The following is a 15,147-nucleotide window of genomic DNA, read 5'->3' as shown; positions in this document are numbered from 1 at the left end:
TCGACACTATATACCACGCTCAGGGTCTCGATAGTCGCGAGTTCGGGCGTCGCTCCGCTCGCGCCCCGGGACGACCGCGGCGTGCGCGAGGGGCGGAGTGACAGACGCAACCCCTTTGACCGGGAGGGGCGAACCCCGGCCCAATGAGCGCGCTGGACGACGCCAAGTACGAGAAGCACCGCGAGGCCGGGCGTATCCTGGCCCAGGTGCGCGACGAGGCCGCAGAACGACTCGAGGTGGGGACCGGCTACCTCGAGATATCGGAGTGGGCGGAGGACCGCATCCGCGAACTCGGCGGGACCCCGGCGTTTCCGGTGAACGTGAGTGTCGACGAGGAAGCGGCCCACGGCGCGGCCGCTCCCGGCGACGAGCGCACCGTCGGCGAGCAGATGGTGAAACTCGACATCGGCGTCCACATCGACGGGTGGCTGGCGGACACCGCCGTCACGGTTGATTTCACCGGCCAGACGGAGCTCGTCGAGGCGGCCGAGCAGGCCCTCGAAGCGGCCCTCGAGGTGGTCGAACCCGGCGTCCAGACTGGCGACATCGGCGCCGAGGTGGAGGACGTCATCGACGGCTACGGCTACAACCCCGTCGTCAATCTCACCGGCCACGGACTCGGCCACTGGGAGCAACACACCTCGCCGAACATCCCCAACCGCGCCGTCTCGCAGGGGGTCGAACTGGAGGTCGGCGACGTGGTCGCCATCGAGCCGTTCGCCACGGACGGCGGCGGGAAGGTACACGAGGGGAGCGACGAGCAGATCTACTCGCTCGAGCGCGAGGCGTCGGTCCGCGACCGGGCCTCCCGGCAGGCCCTCGAGACCATCGTCGAGGAGTTCAAGACGCTCCCGTTCGCCACCCGGTGGCTCGACACTCCGCGCGCGGAGATGGCGCTGCGCCGCCTCAAGCAGAAGAACATCGTCCACGGCTACCCCGTCCTGAAGGAGGCCGACGGGAAGTTCGTGAGCCAGAAGGAACACACCATCATCGTGACCGAGGACGGGTGCGACATAACGACGCGTTCGCGGTAGGGCTCTTCGCCTTCAGTTCTCTGTAGAGAAGGGACGGCACTCCCCTGCGACAGCAGAACCAACGCCTGCCCCCACGGGAATCTCGGGCCAGCGTACGCCTTCGCTTTTGCCCGACCGAGGCGCTCGCTCCGCGAGCGCCGAAGGAGGTGTAGAAAGTGGTTGTCAGTCGTCGTCCGTGGCTGGCGCCGTCTCCTCGCTCTCCTCGCCGTCCGCCACGTCGAGGTCCGCCGGGTCCTTCCGGGCGTACCGGGCCACCACGTCGAACTCCTCCATACCAGAGCGGTCGCCGGACTTCACGCCGTAGGCGTAGTCGTCGCCGAAGCGGGAGTCGACGAACGACCGGGCCACGACGGCCTTCCGGGCGTCGTCGGCCGCGTCGAGAGCGTCCTGCGCCTCGTCGACGAGGACGGCCGCGGAGACCACGTCGAACAGGAGGTCCGCGAGGCGCTTGGCGTGGTACTGCGCGTAGTCCTCGTCCTCGGTGGCGAGGGTGAGCAGGGCCTCCTGCAGTTGCGTGAAGCGGTCCTGCACGTCCGCGGCGACGGACTGGAGGTAGGGGTGCTCGACCTCGAGCAGGTCCGAGACCCACGGGATGAGTGCCTCGTGTGCGGCCTCGCGGTTCAGCACCCGGAGGACGTCGAGCGAGAGGATGTTCGAGGTGCCCTCCCAGATGGGGAGGACCTGCGCGTCACGGAACAGTTGCTCGGTGGCCCAGCCGTTGACGTAGCCGTTGCCGCCGAGCACCTCCATCGCGTAGGAGGCGGTGTCGACGGACATCCGGGCGGTCTTGTACTTCGCGACGGGGACGAGCAGGCGCATCAGTCTGAACGCCGCCTCGTCGGAGACGTCGCTCGCGGCGGCCTCGCCCTCCTCGCGGGTGTACTGGTCGTAGAACCGGGTGGCAGCGAACGTGAACGCCGCGGCCGCCTCGTAATCGACCGTCATCTCCACGAGGTCGCGCTGCATCAGCGGGTACTCCTGGATGGGGTTCCCGAAGGCCTCGCGGTTGGCGGCCCGGACCTTCGACTCCAGCAGCGCCCGTCCCATTATGCCCACGGCGCCGGTGGCGTTCGTCAGGCGCTCGAAGTTCATCATCTCGGCCATGTACTTGAAGCCGGCCCCCTCCTCCCCGACGAGGTACGCCTCGGCGCCCCGGAACTCTATCTCCCCCGTTGGGACGTTGAGGGTCCCGAGTTTGTCCTTCAGACGGCGGAACAGGGAATCGTTGATTTCCCCGTCCGGCTTCACGCGCGGGACGAGGAACAGCGAGAGCCCCTTCGTCCCCTCCGGGGCGTCCGGGGTGCGAGCGAGCGCGAGTGCGCCCTGTGCGTCGATGTTCGAGCAGAACCACTTCTCGCCGTAGAGTTCGTAGGTGCCGTCGTCTTGCGGTTCCGCGCGCACCTCGTTGGCGCCCACGTCGCTCCCGCCCTGCTTCTCCGTGAGGAACATCGCACCCTCGATGTGGTCCTCGTGGTTGCGCGCGGTGAGGCCGTCGAGGTACGCCTGCAGGGAGCCGTCGTCGTACTTGTCGAGGACGATGGCGGCGCCCGTGGTCATGGAAGCCGGGCAGACGAACCCCGCGCCGACGAACGAGAGGAACGTCTGCATCGTCAGGGTGTGCTGGAGGCCGAGCGGTTCGTCGCGGCCCGGCGGGGCGTGGAACGCGTCGTGGGTCAGCCCGAACTCCTCGTAGGCGGTCCACTCCAGTTCCTCGATCTCGGCGGGGTACTTCACCTCGTTGGCCACCTCGCCGTCCCGGTCGTAGGTGCGCAGTTCCATCCCGGTCCGGTCGGCCTCGGCGGCGGCCGCGGCGAGACGGTGGCCGATGGCCTCCCCCCAGTCGCGGAGGACCGGTTCGGCCCACTCGAACTCGTCGTCCGGGTAGAGCCGTTCGGCCTCGAAGCGAAGGGTGCCGTCGAGGTCCCAGTAGTTGCAGTCGCTCCCCCGCTCGTACTGGCCGTAGTCGATGGGGCCGTCGTCCATACGGGGTGGTTGCAAACGACGGACATAAATCGTCGGTTCGGTCCGAGGCGGTGGGACCACGCCACCCGCGGTGTAAAAGATTGAACGAGTTTATCGTTTCACCGATTCCGAAACGCTCTTTCGGAGTGCCAATCACTCACACCCATGGCGGACACCCACGAACTCTCGAACGAGGACCTCGCCGTGGAGGTCTCGGACGACGGCCTCGTCCTCCGGGCCAGCATCGACCGGCCCGACCAGCGCAACGCGCTCAACGACAACGTCCTCGACGGGCTCGGGGCGGTCCTCGACCACGCGGACGAGTCCGACGTGCGCGTGGTGGTCGTCCGCGGCGCGGGCGGGAACTTCTGTGCCGGCGGTGACCTGAAGTCGATGGCCTCCTCCTTCGGACAGGGTGCGCAGGCCTACCGCGCGGGGTTCTCCGGGCTCGCCGACCTGATGGAGCAGATGACGGAGACGGGCGCCCTCGTCGTCGCCGCCGTCGAGGGCTACTGCCTCGCGGGCGGGATGGGACTCGCTGCCTCGTGTGACCTCGTCCTCGCCACCGCGTCCGCCACCTTCGGCACGCCCGAGGTCGACATCGGGCTGTTCCCCGCACAGGCGCTCGTCCCCATCATGCGCACGGTGAACGAGAAGCAGGGCCTCCGGTTGCTGTTCACGGGCGAGCACATCCCCGCGCAGAAAGCACAGGAGATCGGGTTCACCACCGACGTGGTCGCCGACGATGCGTTCGAGGACGAACTCGACACGCTGGTCGACGACCTCGCCTCCTCCTCGCCCGTGATGATCGAGATGGGGAAGGAGGCGTTCTACACGCAGCGCGACATGGGGTTCGACGAGGCGCTCTCGTACATGCGCGAGATAATCGCGCTCATCGCCATGTCTGAGGACACCGAGGAGGGTATCAACGCCTTCCTGACCGGCGAGGACCCGGAGTGGAAGGGCCGCTGACCGCCCGCAGAGCATCGTTCGCCGACCAGCCACCAGAGACACGACACCACGACACACCACCATGCCGATAGACCAGGAGTCCATCAAGGGGAACCACCCGGAGAAGACCGTCATCAGCGCCGCGCTCACGGGCGCGCTCACGACCCGCGACCAGTGCGAGGCCATCCCGTACACGCCCGAGGAGATAGCCGAGGATGCGGCCGCCGCCCGCGAGAAGGGGGCCGCCATCGCGCACATTCACGCCCGCACCGAGAACGGGAGTCCGACGTTCGACACGGACGTCTACCAGCGCATCTCCGACGAGGTGCGCGACCGAACGGACATCCTCATCAACTTCTCGACGGGCGCGCTGCACGAACCCGTCGAGACGCGACTGGAGTACATCCGCGAGGTCCAGCCGGACATCGCGGCGCTGAACATGGGGTCGATGAACTACGCGAAGTACAGCGAGTCGCGCGACGACTTCGTCTTCGACATGGTGTTCGAGAACCCGTTCAACGAGATCCGGGAGTTCCTGACGACGATGCGGGAGAACGGCGTCAAGCCGGAACTGGAGTGCTTCGACACCGGTCACGTCGGGAACATCCGGCCCTTCGTGCAGAACGGCGAACTCGAGGCACCCATCGACTTCTCGCTCGTGATGGGCGTACTCGGCGGCATCCCACCGACGGTGGAGAACCTCGCCCACCAGGTCCGGCAGTTACCGGACGACGCGACGTGGCAGGTCATCGGCATCTCGCGTGACCAGTGGCAACTGGTCTCGGCGGCGCTGGCGATGGGCGGGAACGTCCGCGTCGGTCTCGAGGACAACTTCTACCTCCCGAACGGGGAGATGTCGACGAACCCCGAACTCGTGGCGAAGGCCGCCGAGATGAGCCGGAACGTCGGGCGCGAACCGGCGACGCCGGACGAGGCGGCCGAGATGATGGGTATCGAGCGCTGACCGGTGCGGGTCGCCTCACGGCGCCGTGACGCGCCGCTTTTAGCCCCCGAACCGGTAGGGCGGGTATGGGCAAGGTCTCCATCGCGCTCCGTGGCTGGCGCTTCGACGAGGACGAGGTGTTCGACGAGGACGGCGAGATGCGCCCCGTCCACGAGATGTCCGACGAGACGCGGGAACGGCTCGTCCGACTGACCGTCGTCGCCGGCAACCCCTGTGACGCCTGCTGGCTCGTCCACGGCGACGAGAACATCGAGCGGTGCAAGGTCGCCCGTGTCGTCTACGGGGAGCCGCTCGGAGAGGTGGTCCTCTGTAACCAGCACGAGCGTGACTTCCTCTACTGGTTCCGTGAGGCCGGCGGGAGCGAGTACCGCGGGACTGACGAGTTCCAGGACGCGTTCCACGAGTGGTTCGCCGACGGCGGCCGAGCGCCGGAGGGCTACGGCGGCGTCGAGCACGTCGACACGGACCCCGACTCGGTTCCGCAACCGGACCCGGACGTCGAGATGCCGACGCTGGAGGAGGAACTCGAGAAGATGGACGACGAGGAACTCGACGCGCTCGGCGCGGACTTCAGTGACCTCGACATCTGACCGCGGCGAACGTTCATCACGGAAGCCGGGACCAGACCGCTCGTGCGGTGAGCACCGTCCCACCCGGGTCGAGGCGGGAGTCCGGTACTCCCGGTGGGAGACGACACGTACCGGCTGTTCGCCACCCGTGTGAGTCCAGCACGGCGCGCCTGTGGTCCGCGCCGCTTTTGCCCACCCGACGGGTAGCTGGCCTATGAGCATCGCCGTCGCCGTCGTCGACGCCGAGACCCCCGGCAACGTCGGCACCATCGCCCGCGCGATGAAGAACTTCGGCCTCTCTGACCTCTACCTCGTCGACCCCCCCGAACTGGACCCCGACGGCGAGGCGTACGGCTTCGCCGGGCACGCCCGCGAGGACGTCCTGCCGAACGCCCGCGAGGTCGGGTTCGACTACCTCGTCGAGAACTTCCACACTGTCGGCTGCACAGCCGTGACGAACGAGGACGAGCGCCGGCACGTCCGATACCCGTTCGTCACGCCCGTCGAACTGGCCGACTCGTTGCGAGCGGTGGAGACCGACACCTGCGTCGTCTTCGGGCGCGAGCGCGTGGGGCTGACCAACGACGAACTCGCCCGACTCGACGAGGTCTGTTCCATCCCGGCCAGCGCCGACTATCCCGTCCTCAACCTCGGGCAGGCCGCGACCATCGTCCTGTACGAGCTCCGAGACGTGACTGTCGCGGAGACGCAACTCCCGGACGCCATCGAGCGCGCCAGCGAGCCGGAGCTCGAGGGGCTCTACGAGGAGCTGGAACGGTTCCTCGCGAACGTCAACCACCCCGTCGAGAAACGCGAGAAGACGATGCGACTCTGGCGACGCCTCCTCGGGCGGGCCCACCCAACCGGACGCGAGACGAGCACGGTCCGCGGACTCTTCCGCCGGGCGTCGGGGCTCCTCGAACACCCCGAACGGCTCGTCGACGAGGAGGACAGACCGTAGACTACAGCGTGAGCGAGACGGGCGGCATCTCCACGAACGCGGTCTCGTACCCCTCGTGACGCGCCACCTGCGGCGGTGTCGTCGTGGTGAGGGTGAGTCGAGCCCCCGGTCGGAGGTCGTCGACGGCCACGCCGTAGTGGTACCCGAGATCGGGGTCGACGGTCCGGAGCAGCCGGTGTTCGGCACCGTCGAGCGTCACCCGGAGCCCCATCGCGGGCAACACCATCCCGTTGTACGGGGTTCGTACCACCACCGCGAGGTAGGTCTCGGCCTCGAACTGCGCCGCCGCCTCCCCGTCGAGTGACAGCACGTCCAGCACCGCATCGCCCGTGCGGACCTGCCCCCGGTGGGTGCCGGGGAGCGCCGACGGGGACCGTGCGACGGCGTTCGGCACGTCGACGACTGGCGATGGTTCGACGGCACCGGGGCGTCCGGCGTCCGTGACCGGCCGGCGTTCGAGCCCTGCCCGGTCGGCGGCCTCGAACTGGAGCGGTACCTCCACGGTCGCTGGGTCGGCGAACCGGTCGGCGAACGCCCCGGTCCGCCGGATTTGAAGGCCACCGACCCGGAGCCGAACGGTGTACTCGCCGTCGCCGGGGAGCGCGAAGTTGTCGCCGTAGTGGAACCCGAGCCGTTGCGACAGCATCGCGTACACCGCCTCCTCGGTGACGAGGTCGCCGTCGCGTCTGACCTCCGTCGTCAGCCCGACCTCGGGGAGGACGACACCCGAATCGGGGTCCCAGACCGTCGCCATCAGGTGGATGCTGTCCTCGGGCGTGGGGTCACGGCGGTAGCCCGTCTGGCCGACGAGTTCCCAGAACCGGCTCGGGAGCGAGTAGAGGAGCCCGAACCGGAACGGACCGTCGTCGGCGACCCCGACCAGTCGCGTGCCAGAGACATTCGACGGGCGGTAGACGGCGGTGGGCGGGTCCTCGAGCGGGGGCGGGGGCGTCCCGGGGCCGCGGTCGCCCGCCCCGCCTCTGTCGAGACACCCGGCGGTACCGAGGACGCCCACCGCGCCGCCGAGACCCGCGACTCGGAGCAGTGTCCGCCGTCGCATACCGACAGAGTGGTGTCCGACGGCTTACCCGTTGTGGCGTCCATCGAAGGTGCAACGCCTAACACCGACCCTCGCCCACGTGGGTGTATGCGACGACGTACGTACCTCGCCCTCGCGGGGACGCTCCCGCTGACCGGGTGTCTCGGGGGCGGCGATGGCGGCGGTGGGGAGAGTCCGGACGACCCCTACGGTGACTGGTTCGACGGCGTGGGTAACTACGAGGGGGAGACCGACCTGACCGGCGAGACGGCGGTGAGCGTCTCCGTCGGTGGTGAAGACGGACTGGCGTTCGAACCCCCCGCCATCCGCGTGACCGTCGGGACGACCGTGACGTGGGAGTGGACCGGCCGGGGCGGCCTCCACAACGTCGTCGACGAGGGCGGAGCCTTCGAGAGCGAACTCCAGCAGGAGGCCGGCACCACCTTCGAGTACACGTTCGAGGAGGTGGGCCTGTACCGCTACTTCTGCGAACCACACCGGTCGCTCGGGATGAAGGGCGGTGTCCGGGCCGTCCCGGAGTAGTACGTCTATCTGGGGGGGCTACACTTATCAGCGAGGCGACGAACCTTCCCGCGACTACCATGTCCACGTTTCACACGGGGGTGTCGTCGTGACGTTCCGCCGGCGCGACGTGCTCAGGGCGGTCGGTGCGGCCGGACTCGTAGGTGCGGGTGGGGCGGTCGTCGCTGGCCAGTCCCGTGACGGGGGGCAAGCGTACCCCGCTGCCCAGCCGCCCCGGGACCCACCCCGCGCGTACGAGGACTACACCGTCCACCGGGTGCCCGAGCAGTACGACACCATCCAGGCGGCCGTGGAGGCAGCCGCCCCGGAGGACCTCGTCCTCGTCGGGCCGGGTGTCTACCGCGAGAACGTCCGCGTCCTCGACACGCCCCGACTCACCATCCGCGGCACCGACCGAAACGAGGTGATACTGGACGGGGAGTTCGAGCGACAGGACGGGGTCACTGTCACCAGCGACGACGTCGTCCTGGAGAACATGACCGCGCGTCACTACCGGCGCAACGGCTTCTTCTGGTCGTCGGTGTCCGGGTGGCGCGGGGAGTACCTCACCGCCTACAACAATCAGGTGTACGGCATCTACAACATCGACTCCCAGCACGGGAAGTACGCCCACTGCTACGCCTCGGGGCACACGGACTCCGGGTTCTACATCGGCCAGTGCAAGCCCTGTCACGCCCGCATCGAGAACGTCCGCTCGGAGCACAACGCCATTGGCTACTCGGGGACGAACGCCGGCGGCTACCTCACGGTCGCGGACTCGGTGTGGCGGCACAACATGGGCGGTGTCGTCCCGAACTCACTCGACAGCGAGGCCGACCCGCCGCAGGACGCCGCCCGCATCGAGAACAACCTCGTCGAGTCGAACAACAACGCCGACGCGCCCGACGAGGCGTTCGGCTACGCCGCGTTCGGGACCGGCATCCTCGTCGCCGGCGGCATCAACAACGAGGTGCGGAACAACACGGTCCGCGACCACCTCAACTTCGGCGTGGCCGCCGTCCCGATGGTCGACGAGAACCTCTACCCACCGCGGGGTAACACGTTCTCGGGCAACACGGTGACGGACTCCGGGCGTGCGGACCTCGCCGTCGGCGCGCCGCAGGACGGCGGGAACGTCTTCCGGGACAACGACGCCGAGACGTCTCGGCCGGCCGGTCTGAACGGTGGGACCCGACTCGTCGGTGGGGACCCGTGGGTCACGGCCGTCCTGTTCGAGCAGTTCACGCAGCTCGACGAGGGGCAGGCCCCCCGCGGCGACTGGCGGACTGCGCCCGAACCGCCGTTCGACGAACTCGAGTCGATGCCGGACGCGGAGACGGCGCCGCCACGCGAGGCCGTCCAGCGAGGAGGTGACACCTGATGGCGACCCGTGACTCCCTCGCCGACCGCGTGTTCCCGGTCTTCGACCACACGCACGACGCGTTGACGACCGGCCTCGTCGTCGGGTTCGCGGCGCTCCTCGGTCTCTACACGTCGTGGATGGTCGCCGACTTCGGCGGCCGGTTCCTCGGCTTCGCCGTCGCGGCCCTCGCGTCGGGGTACGCGCTCTACGACCAGCCCGACCGACGTACCGTCGTCGCCGGTGGGCTCTACGCGCTCGCAGTTCTGCTCGCGTTCACGCCGTTCCTGTACGAACTCGCGTTCCTCGTCGAGTCGGGCCGAGCCGGCGTGGGGTCCCTGTGGCCACACGTCCTCTCGGTCGCCGACCTCGTCCTCTTCGTCGTGTTCTTCGCCCTCGCGGCGGTGCCGGCACTCGTCGCCTACCGGCTCGGTACCGGGCCGTTCCTGCCGCGGATACGGGCACGGCTGGGCGTCTAACTCCGCTTGCCGATCTCCTCGCGGAGCGCCTCACTGACGACCTCGCCGTCCGCCTTCCCGCGGAGCGCACCCATCGCCTCGCCCATCAGGGCGGAGAACGCGCCCATCCCCTGTTCCTCGACCTGCTCGGCGTTGCGCTCGACGACCTCGGCGACGGCCTCGCGGACCTCGCTCTCTTCGACGCCAGCGAGGCCGGCCGCCTCGACCGCTTCCTCGGCGGAGAGGGACGGGTCCTCGGCGAGGACCGTCAGCACCTCGCCGACGCCCTCCTTCGCGAGCTCGCCGCCGGTGACGAGTTCGAGCACCGCGAGGTAGTGGTCGTCCGCGAGGTTCTCGACGGGCACGTCGTCGCGCCGGAGTTCGGTGGTGGTGGACTCCAGCGTGCCGGCAGCGAGCGTCGCGTCCACGCCCGAGTCGACCGCTCGCTCGAACAGTGTCATCCGGCGTCCGTACGCCACCTGCTCGGCGAGGCCGGCGTCGAGACCGTACTCCTCCTGGTATCGCACGATCTTCTCGGTGAGGAGTTCCGGACGTTCGACCTCCGTCGGGTCGGGCTCGACCGGCGGGACGTCCGTCTCGGGGTACATCCGCGCTGCGCCGGGGAGCGGCCGGAGGTACCGGGAGGTGCCGTCGTCGTTCGCGCCGCGGGTCTCCTCGGGGACCCCGTCGAGGGCTGTCTTCGCCCGCTCGGCGACGGCGTCGATGGCCTGCTCGGCCACCTCGTGGCTCGCCGCGACGAGGGCCACGGCGTCACCCTCGCCCGCGCCGACGGCCTCCGCCAGCGCCGCGACCTCCGCCTCGGTCACCCCGTAGGCTGGGAGCTCGTCCGTGTGGAAGATGCCGCCCGCCCCGTTGCGCTTGGCGTGGTCCGAGAACTCGGTGCCGAGCCGGCGGTCGGGCTGTATCTCGGCACCGACCAGCCCCTCGAAGCCGTAGAGCGGGACGGCCGTGACCCTGCTCGCCCCGGCGATGACCCCGGAGTCGGTGTCCGCGAACACCTCCGTGACGTCCTGCGGTTCGCCCACCTCGGCGTCCCGGTCGGCCAGTTCCTCGGCTATCTCGACGAGACGGACCTGCCGGTGGGCCTCGAACGCCACGAGCGCCTCGATGTCCTCCAGCGACTGGACGCCCTTCATCTCGATGCGGGCGCCGTCGGCGATGGAGACGTTCACGTCCTGCCGGATGGTCCCCAGTCCACGCTTGACGTGCCCCGTCGACCGCAGCAGCATCCCGATGCGCTCTGCGGCCTCGCGGGCCTGCTCGGGCGTGTTGATGTCCGGCGCGGTGCCGATCTCGACGAGCGGGATGCCCAGTCGGTCGAGTCCGTAGGTGACCCCGTCCTCGTGCTCCTCGATGCGGGCGGCCGACTCCTCCTCGAGCAGCATGTCGGTGACGCCGACCGGACCGTCGCTCGTCTGTATCTGCCCATCGGTGGCGACGAGCGTCGAGCGCTGGAAGCCGGAGGTGTTCGAGCCGTCGACGACGATCTTGCGCATCACGTTCGCCTGGTCGACCACGTCCATGTCCAGCAGTTGGGCGATCTCCAGCGTGACCGAGAGCGCCTCAGCGTCGAGTCGGTGGGGCGGTTCGTCGTCCTCCTCGACCAGACAGGTGGAGTCGAACGCGAGGTACTCGAACTCGCGGTCGACGCGCGACTCCTCGACGGCCGCGTCGTCGAGTTCGCCGAGTTCCGACCGGGTCGGGTGGAGGTAGCGAGTGAACGACCGGACGGACACCTCGGGGTCTCGGCGCTCGGTCGGGCAGTCACAGAACAGTTTGGTCGCCGTATCGAGTTGCTGGTGGATCTCGAGGCCGGCGACGAGACCCAGGTCCCGGTAGTCGTACTCCGGGAGGCCGGCGGCGTCGGGGGTACTCATTGCTCCGAGGTGCGACGTGCGGGGGCAAAAAACGCACCGTCTCCACCCCGTCGAACCGGGCGATGTTGCCGGACGATTCGACGGGGTTGTCAGAACCCCTTTTGTAGGGTACGTCAGCTATCGCGTCATGACGAGACGAGGCACCAGGGGCGCCGTCGCGACGCTCTGGCTCTCCCTCGCGCTCATCGTGGCCCTCCTGGGAGGGGTGTCGGTCGCCGTCGCGCCGGCGGCAGCCGCGGACACGAGCGTGGACGGGAGGACGATAACGCAGTGTGGGACGATAGACGAGGCCGGGAGCTACGAACTCGGGGGCGACCTCACCGTGGGCAACGCGGCGTCGTGTCTCACCGTCACCGCCGCCGGCGTCACCATCGACGGCGCGGGCCACACCGTCGACGGTGTCGACGAGGACTCGCCGAGTTACGGTCTCGTCGTCGAACCCGGCGCCGACGACGTGACCGTCACGGACCTCACCCTCCACGGCTGGGAACAGGGCCTGCGCGTCCGGGGTGACGGCTTCACCGGACAGCGGCTCACCGCGACCCGGAACGGCGAGGTCGGCGTCGCGATGTTCGGCACGAGCGACGCCACGCTCGAGGACTCGACGGTGACGCAGAACGGCGACACGGGCGTCTACACGACGGGCGCGAGCGACACCCTCCTCGCGGACCTCACCGTCCGGAGCCACGGGACGGCCGGCATCCGCATCGACAGCGACGGCGGGGGCAGCGTCGTCCGCGGCGGCACCATCGCGGACTCGGGCCAGTTCGGCGTGCGAGTGACCGGCGGCAGCGGGCCGCACGTCGACGGGACGACCGTGAGCGCCACGGGGGCGGACCCGAACGTCGACGGCGACGGCGTGGGTGTCTCCACCAGCGCGCCGGGTACCGTCGTCGAGGGGGTCACCGTCACGGGGAGCACCACTCACGGCGTCCACGTCGTCGGCGGGGACGAGGCCGCCGGCTTCGAGGTGCGGCAGGTCACCGCCCGGGCCAACGGGGGGACGGCGTCCGCGTCGACGGGACGCTGCGCACGACGGTGGCGACGGTGACCGCACGCGAGAACCGCGACGGTGTCAACCTCACCGACGCGACCCGACCGACCGTCTCCGAGGCCGTCGTGACCTCCAACGACCGGCACGGAGTGGGCGTCAGCGGTGGGTCGGACGCCGCGCTGAACGGCGTCGAGGCCACCGACAACGGCGCGTGGGCGGCCCACCTCTCGAACGACCCCGGTGCCGTGACGGCGACGGACCTCGTCCTCGAGAGCGCGACGCTGGAGTTCACGGGGACTGACGTCGCCGTCGGTCCGGCACCCGTGCCGGAGGGTGACCGGCCGGCGGGCGAGCGGACCGTCGGTGCGTTCTTCGACGCGACGACCACCGCTGGTGGGGGTGGCGGGCTCGGCGGTACGACCGGCGGCGGCTACCTCGACGTCGTCGTCTCCTACACCGAGTCTGACGCCTCGTCGGTCGTCCAGCCGACACTGCGCGTCTCGCGCCACGCCGATGGCGACTGGACCACGTTCGAGTCGACCGCCGACCCGGACGCGAACACCGTCTCGGCGAACCTCACCGACCCGGCCGCGGACGTCGCGGGCGGCGACGTGTTCGGGCCACTCGGTGACCTCGAGGGAGCCATCGTCGAGTGTACCACCATCGACGCGCCCGGCGAGTACGTCATCGACGCGAACCTCACTGGCGTCTCGGGGACGTGTCTCACGGTCACGAGCGGCGACGTGCGGCTCCTCGGCCACGGGCACGGACTGGCCGGGGACGACACCGGCACCGGCGTCCTCGTCGACCCAGACGACGCGGGCACCAACGTCACCGTCCGCGGGCTCGAGGTGGGGGGGTTCGCTCGCGGGGTCGCCCTGTTCGGCGTCGATGGCGCGACCGTTGCGGACGTGAACGCCTCCGGGAACGTGAACGTCGGCGTCGCCGCGAACGACTCCACCGACCTGACGCTCCGCGGGGTGACCGTAGAGGCGAACGGCCGCGAGTCCATCGGTGGTGAACCACTCTTCGGCTTCGGTGCCAGCGAGGCCGTCGACGGCGTCGGTGTCCTCCTCTCGAACGTCGACGGCGCGACACTGACCGACACCACGGCGCGGGACAACCGCGGGGAGCAGGTGGCTCTCGTCGACGGCACCGTCGCCGACATCGGCCCCGTCGACGTGGGTGGGACTGCAGTGACGCTGACCGGCGCCCGCGACGTGACGCTGTCGCCCGTCGACGACCCGGAGCCGGCCGAGGAGGGGTACGACGCCGTCGGGTCCTCGGTGAACGTCTCGGCCACGAGCGACGAGGCCCGGGCGACGGTGACACTCGGGTACGACGAGGCCACCGTCGGCGGCGAGTCGGCGCTGGTCCTCGGAAAGTTCGACGGCGAGTGGACCTACTTCGAGGGTGTCGACCCGGACGCGAACAGCGTCACGGCCGACGTATCCTCGTTCAGTCAGTTCGTAGTGCTGGAATCGCAGGACGGCGATTCCGGCGGGAGTGGGACCCCGACGCCTACGCCGACACCGACGTCGACGCCCACCCCCACGCCGACCGAGACGGCGACCCCCACGCCGGGGGGCGACGAGGGTGACACGGGCGAGACCCCCGCGCCCACGCCCACCCCGACCGGCGACGGTGGGGACACCGGGAGCAGGGGCGGTGGCGGCAGTGCCCCAGCGAGCGGCGGCGATGGGAGTGCCGACATCACGGTCGTCGACAGCGCTCTGAACCGGAGCGAGATGGCGGTCGGTGAGACGGTCGGGGTGACGGTGACCGTCGAGAACGAGGGCGACGCCCGTGGCGAACACGAGGTGAAACTCTACGTCGGCGAGCGGTTCGTCCAGAGCCGGTTCGTCACGCTCGACCCCGGGGAGCGCGAGACCATCGAGTTCGAGCGTACCTTCGTCGACGCCGGGACCTACGAGGTACGGACCGACGACGTGGTGGCAGGGACCCTGACCGTGACGGCGGCGGACGAGAGCGCGGGTGACGGCACCGACGCCGACGGGACGCCGACACCCGGCGCGACGGCGACGCCCAGCGCCAGCGCGACACCGACGGCCACGTCCACCCCGGCGGCGGACAGCGACCACGACGGCGGTGGCGGGGGCGAGCCGGGCGAGACGACGACTCCGGTGGCCACCGCCACGCCGGCAGGGTCCGAGCGACCGGAGCCCTCGGTGTCGGACACCGGGACGCCGACCGGGACGGCCGGGCCCGAGCGCGGCGAGCAGTCGGTGGGCGGCACGCCGCTGGCGCCCGCGGGGCTCGGTGAGGGCCCGACATCGGCGGTGGGACTGGCCGGAGCGGTCGTCGCCATCGGTGGTGGTGCCTACCTCGTCCTGCAGGACTGACCGGCACCGTCCGTCGTTCCGTTGGGGAAGTTCCTCCGTCCGTGCGCTCGTCCCCGTGCACACACGGCGAGC

13 protein-coding genes are annotated in these 15,147 nt (G+C 69.9%); 10 read left to right on the top strand and 3 right to left on the bottom strand.

Annotated features, from left to right (window positions below; genetic code table 11):
- The first annotated feature begins 143 nt into the window (after window positions 1-143).
- Window positions 144-1,034 (top strand): type II methionyl aminopeptidase, encoded by an 891-nt coding sequence (gene map / locus N0B31_RS05010; protein ID WP_260594745.1) that lies wholly within the window; start codon window positions 144-146, stop codon window positions 1,032-1,034.
- Between the two features lie 162 nt (window positions 1,035-1,196).
- On the opposite strand, the gene N0B31_RS05005 is transcribed toward map, so the two are convergent.
- A complete protein-coding gene (locus N0B31_RS05005; protein WP_260594744.1) occupies window positions 1,197-3,017 on the bottom strand; it encodes an acyl-CoA dehydrogenase family protein in 1,821 nt (606 codons plus the stop codon).
- Between the two features lie 144 nt (window positions 3,018-3,161).
- Here N0B31_RS05005 and N0B31_RS05000 point away from each other — a divergent pair, with 144 nt between their 5' ends.
- From N0B31_RS05000 to N0B31_RS04985, 4 genes are all read left to right on the top strand, one after another.
- Window positions 3,162-3,968 carry an enoyl-CoA hydratase/isomerase family protein gene (locus N0B31_RS05000; RefSeq protein ID WP_260594743.1) on the top strand — a complete coding sequence of 269 codons (807 nt, stop codon included), beginning with the start codon at window positions 3,162-3,164 and terminating at the stop codon, window positions 3,966-3,968.
- Window positions 3,969-4,029: 61 nt separating this feature from the next.
- On the top strand, window positions 4,030-4,911 hold the full coding sequence (locus N0B31_RS04995; protein WP_260594742.1) for a beta-keto acid cleavage family enzyme: 882 nt from the start codon (window positions 4,030-4,032) through the stop codon (window positions 4,909-4,911).
- Between the two features lie 65 nt (window positions 4,912-4,976).
- Window positions 4,977-5,501, top strand: a complete 525-nt coding sequence (locus tag N0B31_RS04990; protein ID WP_260594741.1) for a DUF8114 family protein — start codon at window positions 4,977-4,979, stop codon at window positions 5,499-5,501.
- Window positions 5,502-5,694: 193 nt separating this feature from the next.
- Complete coding sequence (locus N0B31_RS04985) at window positions 5,695-6,441, top strand: RNA methyltransferase (protein ID WP_260594740.1); 747 nt, start codon at window positions 5,695-5,697, stop codon at window positions 6,439-6,441.
- Window position 6,442: 1 nt separating this feature from the next.
- Here N0B31_RS04985 and N0B31_RS04980 read toward each other — a convergent pair whose 3' ends face one another.
- Window positions 6,443-7,501: a DUF7350 domain-containing protein gene (locus N0B31_RS04980; protein ID WP_260594739.1), complete on the bottom strand. Its 1,059-nt coding sequence runs from the start codon at window positions 7,499-7,501 to the stop codon at window positions 6,443-6,445.
- Window positions 7,502-7,588: 87 nt separating this feature from the next.
- Between N0B31_RS04980 and N0B31_RS04975 the strand changes: the two genes are divergently transcribed.
- The 3 genes from N0B31_RS04975 (at window position 7,589) to N0B31_RS04965 (ending at window position 9,841) form a co-directional block, all read left to right on the top strand.
- Entirely contained in the window at window positions 7,589-8,023 is a 435-nt protein-coding gene (locus tag N0B31_RS04975) for a halocyanin domain-containing protein (RefSeq protein ID WP_260594738.1), read from the top strand.
- An 88-nt stretch (window positions 8,024-8,111) separates the two neighbouring features.
- Complete coding sequence (locus tag N0B31_RS04970; RefSeq protein ID WP_260594737.1) at window positions 8,112-9,383, top strand: right-handed parallel beta-helix repeat-containing protein; 1,272 nt, start codon at window positions 8,112-8,114, stop codon at window positions 9,381-9,383.
- Window positions 9,383-9,841, top strand: coding sequence for a hypothetical protein (locus N0B31_RS04965; protein WP_260594736.1), 459 nt, complete (start codon window positions 9,383-9,385; stop codon window positions 9,839-9,841). Before N0B31_RS04970 ends, N0B31_RS04965 begins: the two co-directional genes overlap by 1 nt.
- Here N0B31_RS04965 and gatE read toward each other — a convergent pair.
- On the bottom strand, window positions 9,838-11,718 hold the full coding sequence (gatE, locus tag N0B31_RS04960) for a Glu-tRNA(Gln) amidotransferase subunit GatE (RefSeq protein WP_260594735.1): 1,881 nt from the start codon (window positions 11,716-11,718) through the stop codon (window positions 9,838-9,840). The genes N0B31_RS04965 and gatE overlap by 4 nt on opposite strands.
- 127 nt (window positions 11,719-11,845) lie before the next feature.
- Between gatE and N0B31_RS04955 the strand changes: the two genes are divergently transcribed.
- Window positions 11,846-12,769: a right-handed parallel beta-helix repeat-containing protein gene (locus N0B31_RS04955; protein ID WP_260594734.1), complete on the top strand. Its 924-nt coding sequence runs from the start codon at window positions 11,846-11,848 to the stop codon at window positions 12,767-12,769.
- Window positions 12,766-15,075: a CARDB domain-containing protein gene (locus N0B31_RS04950; RefSeq protein WP_260594733.1), complete on the top strand. Its 2,310-nt coding sequence runs from the start codon at window positions 12,766-12,768 to the stop codon at window positions 15,073-15,075. The genes N0B31_RS04955 and N0B31_RS04950 overlap by 4 nt, the downstream gene beginning before the upstream one ends.
- The last annotated feature ends 72 nt before the right edge of the window (window positions 15,076-15,147 follow it).

Source organism: Salinirubellus salinus (assembly GCF_025231485.1).
Classification (GTDB): Archaea; Halobacteriota; Halobacteria; order Halobacteriales; family Haloarculaceae; genus Salinirubellus; species Salinirubellus salinus.
Note: the sequence above shows the minus strand (reverse complement) of the source record. Positions and strands in the feature narration are given on the sequence as shown.

What these genes read in the sequence shown, in the direction of transcription:
- map (WP_260594745.1), top strand. Translation starts at nt 144, where the DNA reads ATGAGCGCGCTGGACGACGCCAAGTACGAGAAGCACCGCGAGGCCGGG.
- N0B31_RS05005 (WP_260594744.1), bottom strand. Translation starts at nt 3,017, where the DNA reads ATGGACGACGGCCCCATCGACTACGGCCAGTACGAGCGGGGGAGCGAC.
- N0B31_RS05000 (WP_260594743.1), top strand. Translation starts at nt 3,162, where the DNA reads ATGGCGGACACCCACGAACTCTCGAACGAGGACCTCGCCGTGGAGGTC.
- N0B31_RS04995 (WP_260594742.1), top strand. Translation starts at nt 4,030, where the DNA reads ATGCCGATAGACCAGGAGTCCATCAAGGGGAACCACCCGGAGAAGACC.
- N0B31_RS04990 (WP_260594741.1), top strand. Translation starts at nt 4,977, where the DNA reads ATGGGCAAGGTCTCCATCGCGCTCCGTGGCTGGCGCTTCGACGAGGAC.
- N0B31_RS04985 (WP_260594740.1), top strand. Translation starts at nt 5,695, where the DNA reads ATGAGCATCGCCGTCGCCGTCGTCGACGCCGAGACCCCCGGCAACGTC.
- N0B31_RS04980 (WP_260594739.1), bottom strand. Translation starts at nt 7,501, where the DNA reads ATGCGACGGCGGACACTGCTCCGAGTCGCGGGTCTCGGCGGCGCGGTG.
- N0B31_RS04975 (WP_260594738.1), top strand. Translation starts at nt 7,589, where the DNA reads ATGCGACGACGTACGTACCTCGCCCTCGCGGGGACGCTCCCGCTGACC.
- N0B31_RS04965 (WP_260594736.1), top strand. Translation starts at nt 9,383, where the DNA reads ATGGCGACCCGTGACTCCCTCGCCGACCGCGTGTTCCCGGTCTTCGAC.
- gatE (WP_260594735.1), bottom strand. Translation starts at nt 11,718, where the DNA reads ATGAGTACCCCCGACGCCGCCGGCCTCCCGGAGTACGACTACCGGGAC.
- N0B31_RS04955 (WP_260594734.1), top strand. Translation starts at nt 11,846, where the DNA reads ATGACGAGACGAGGCACCAGGGGCGCCGTCGCGACGCTCTGGCTCTCC.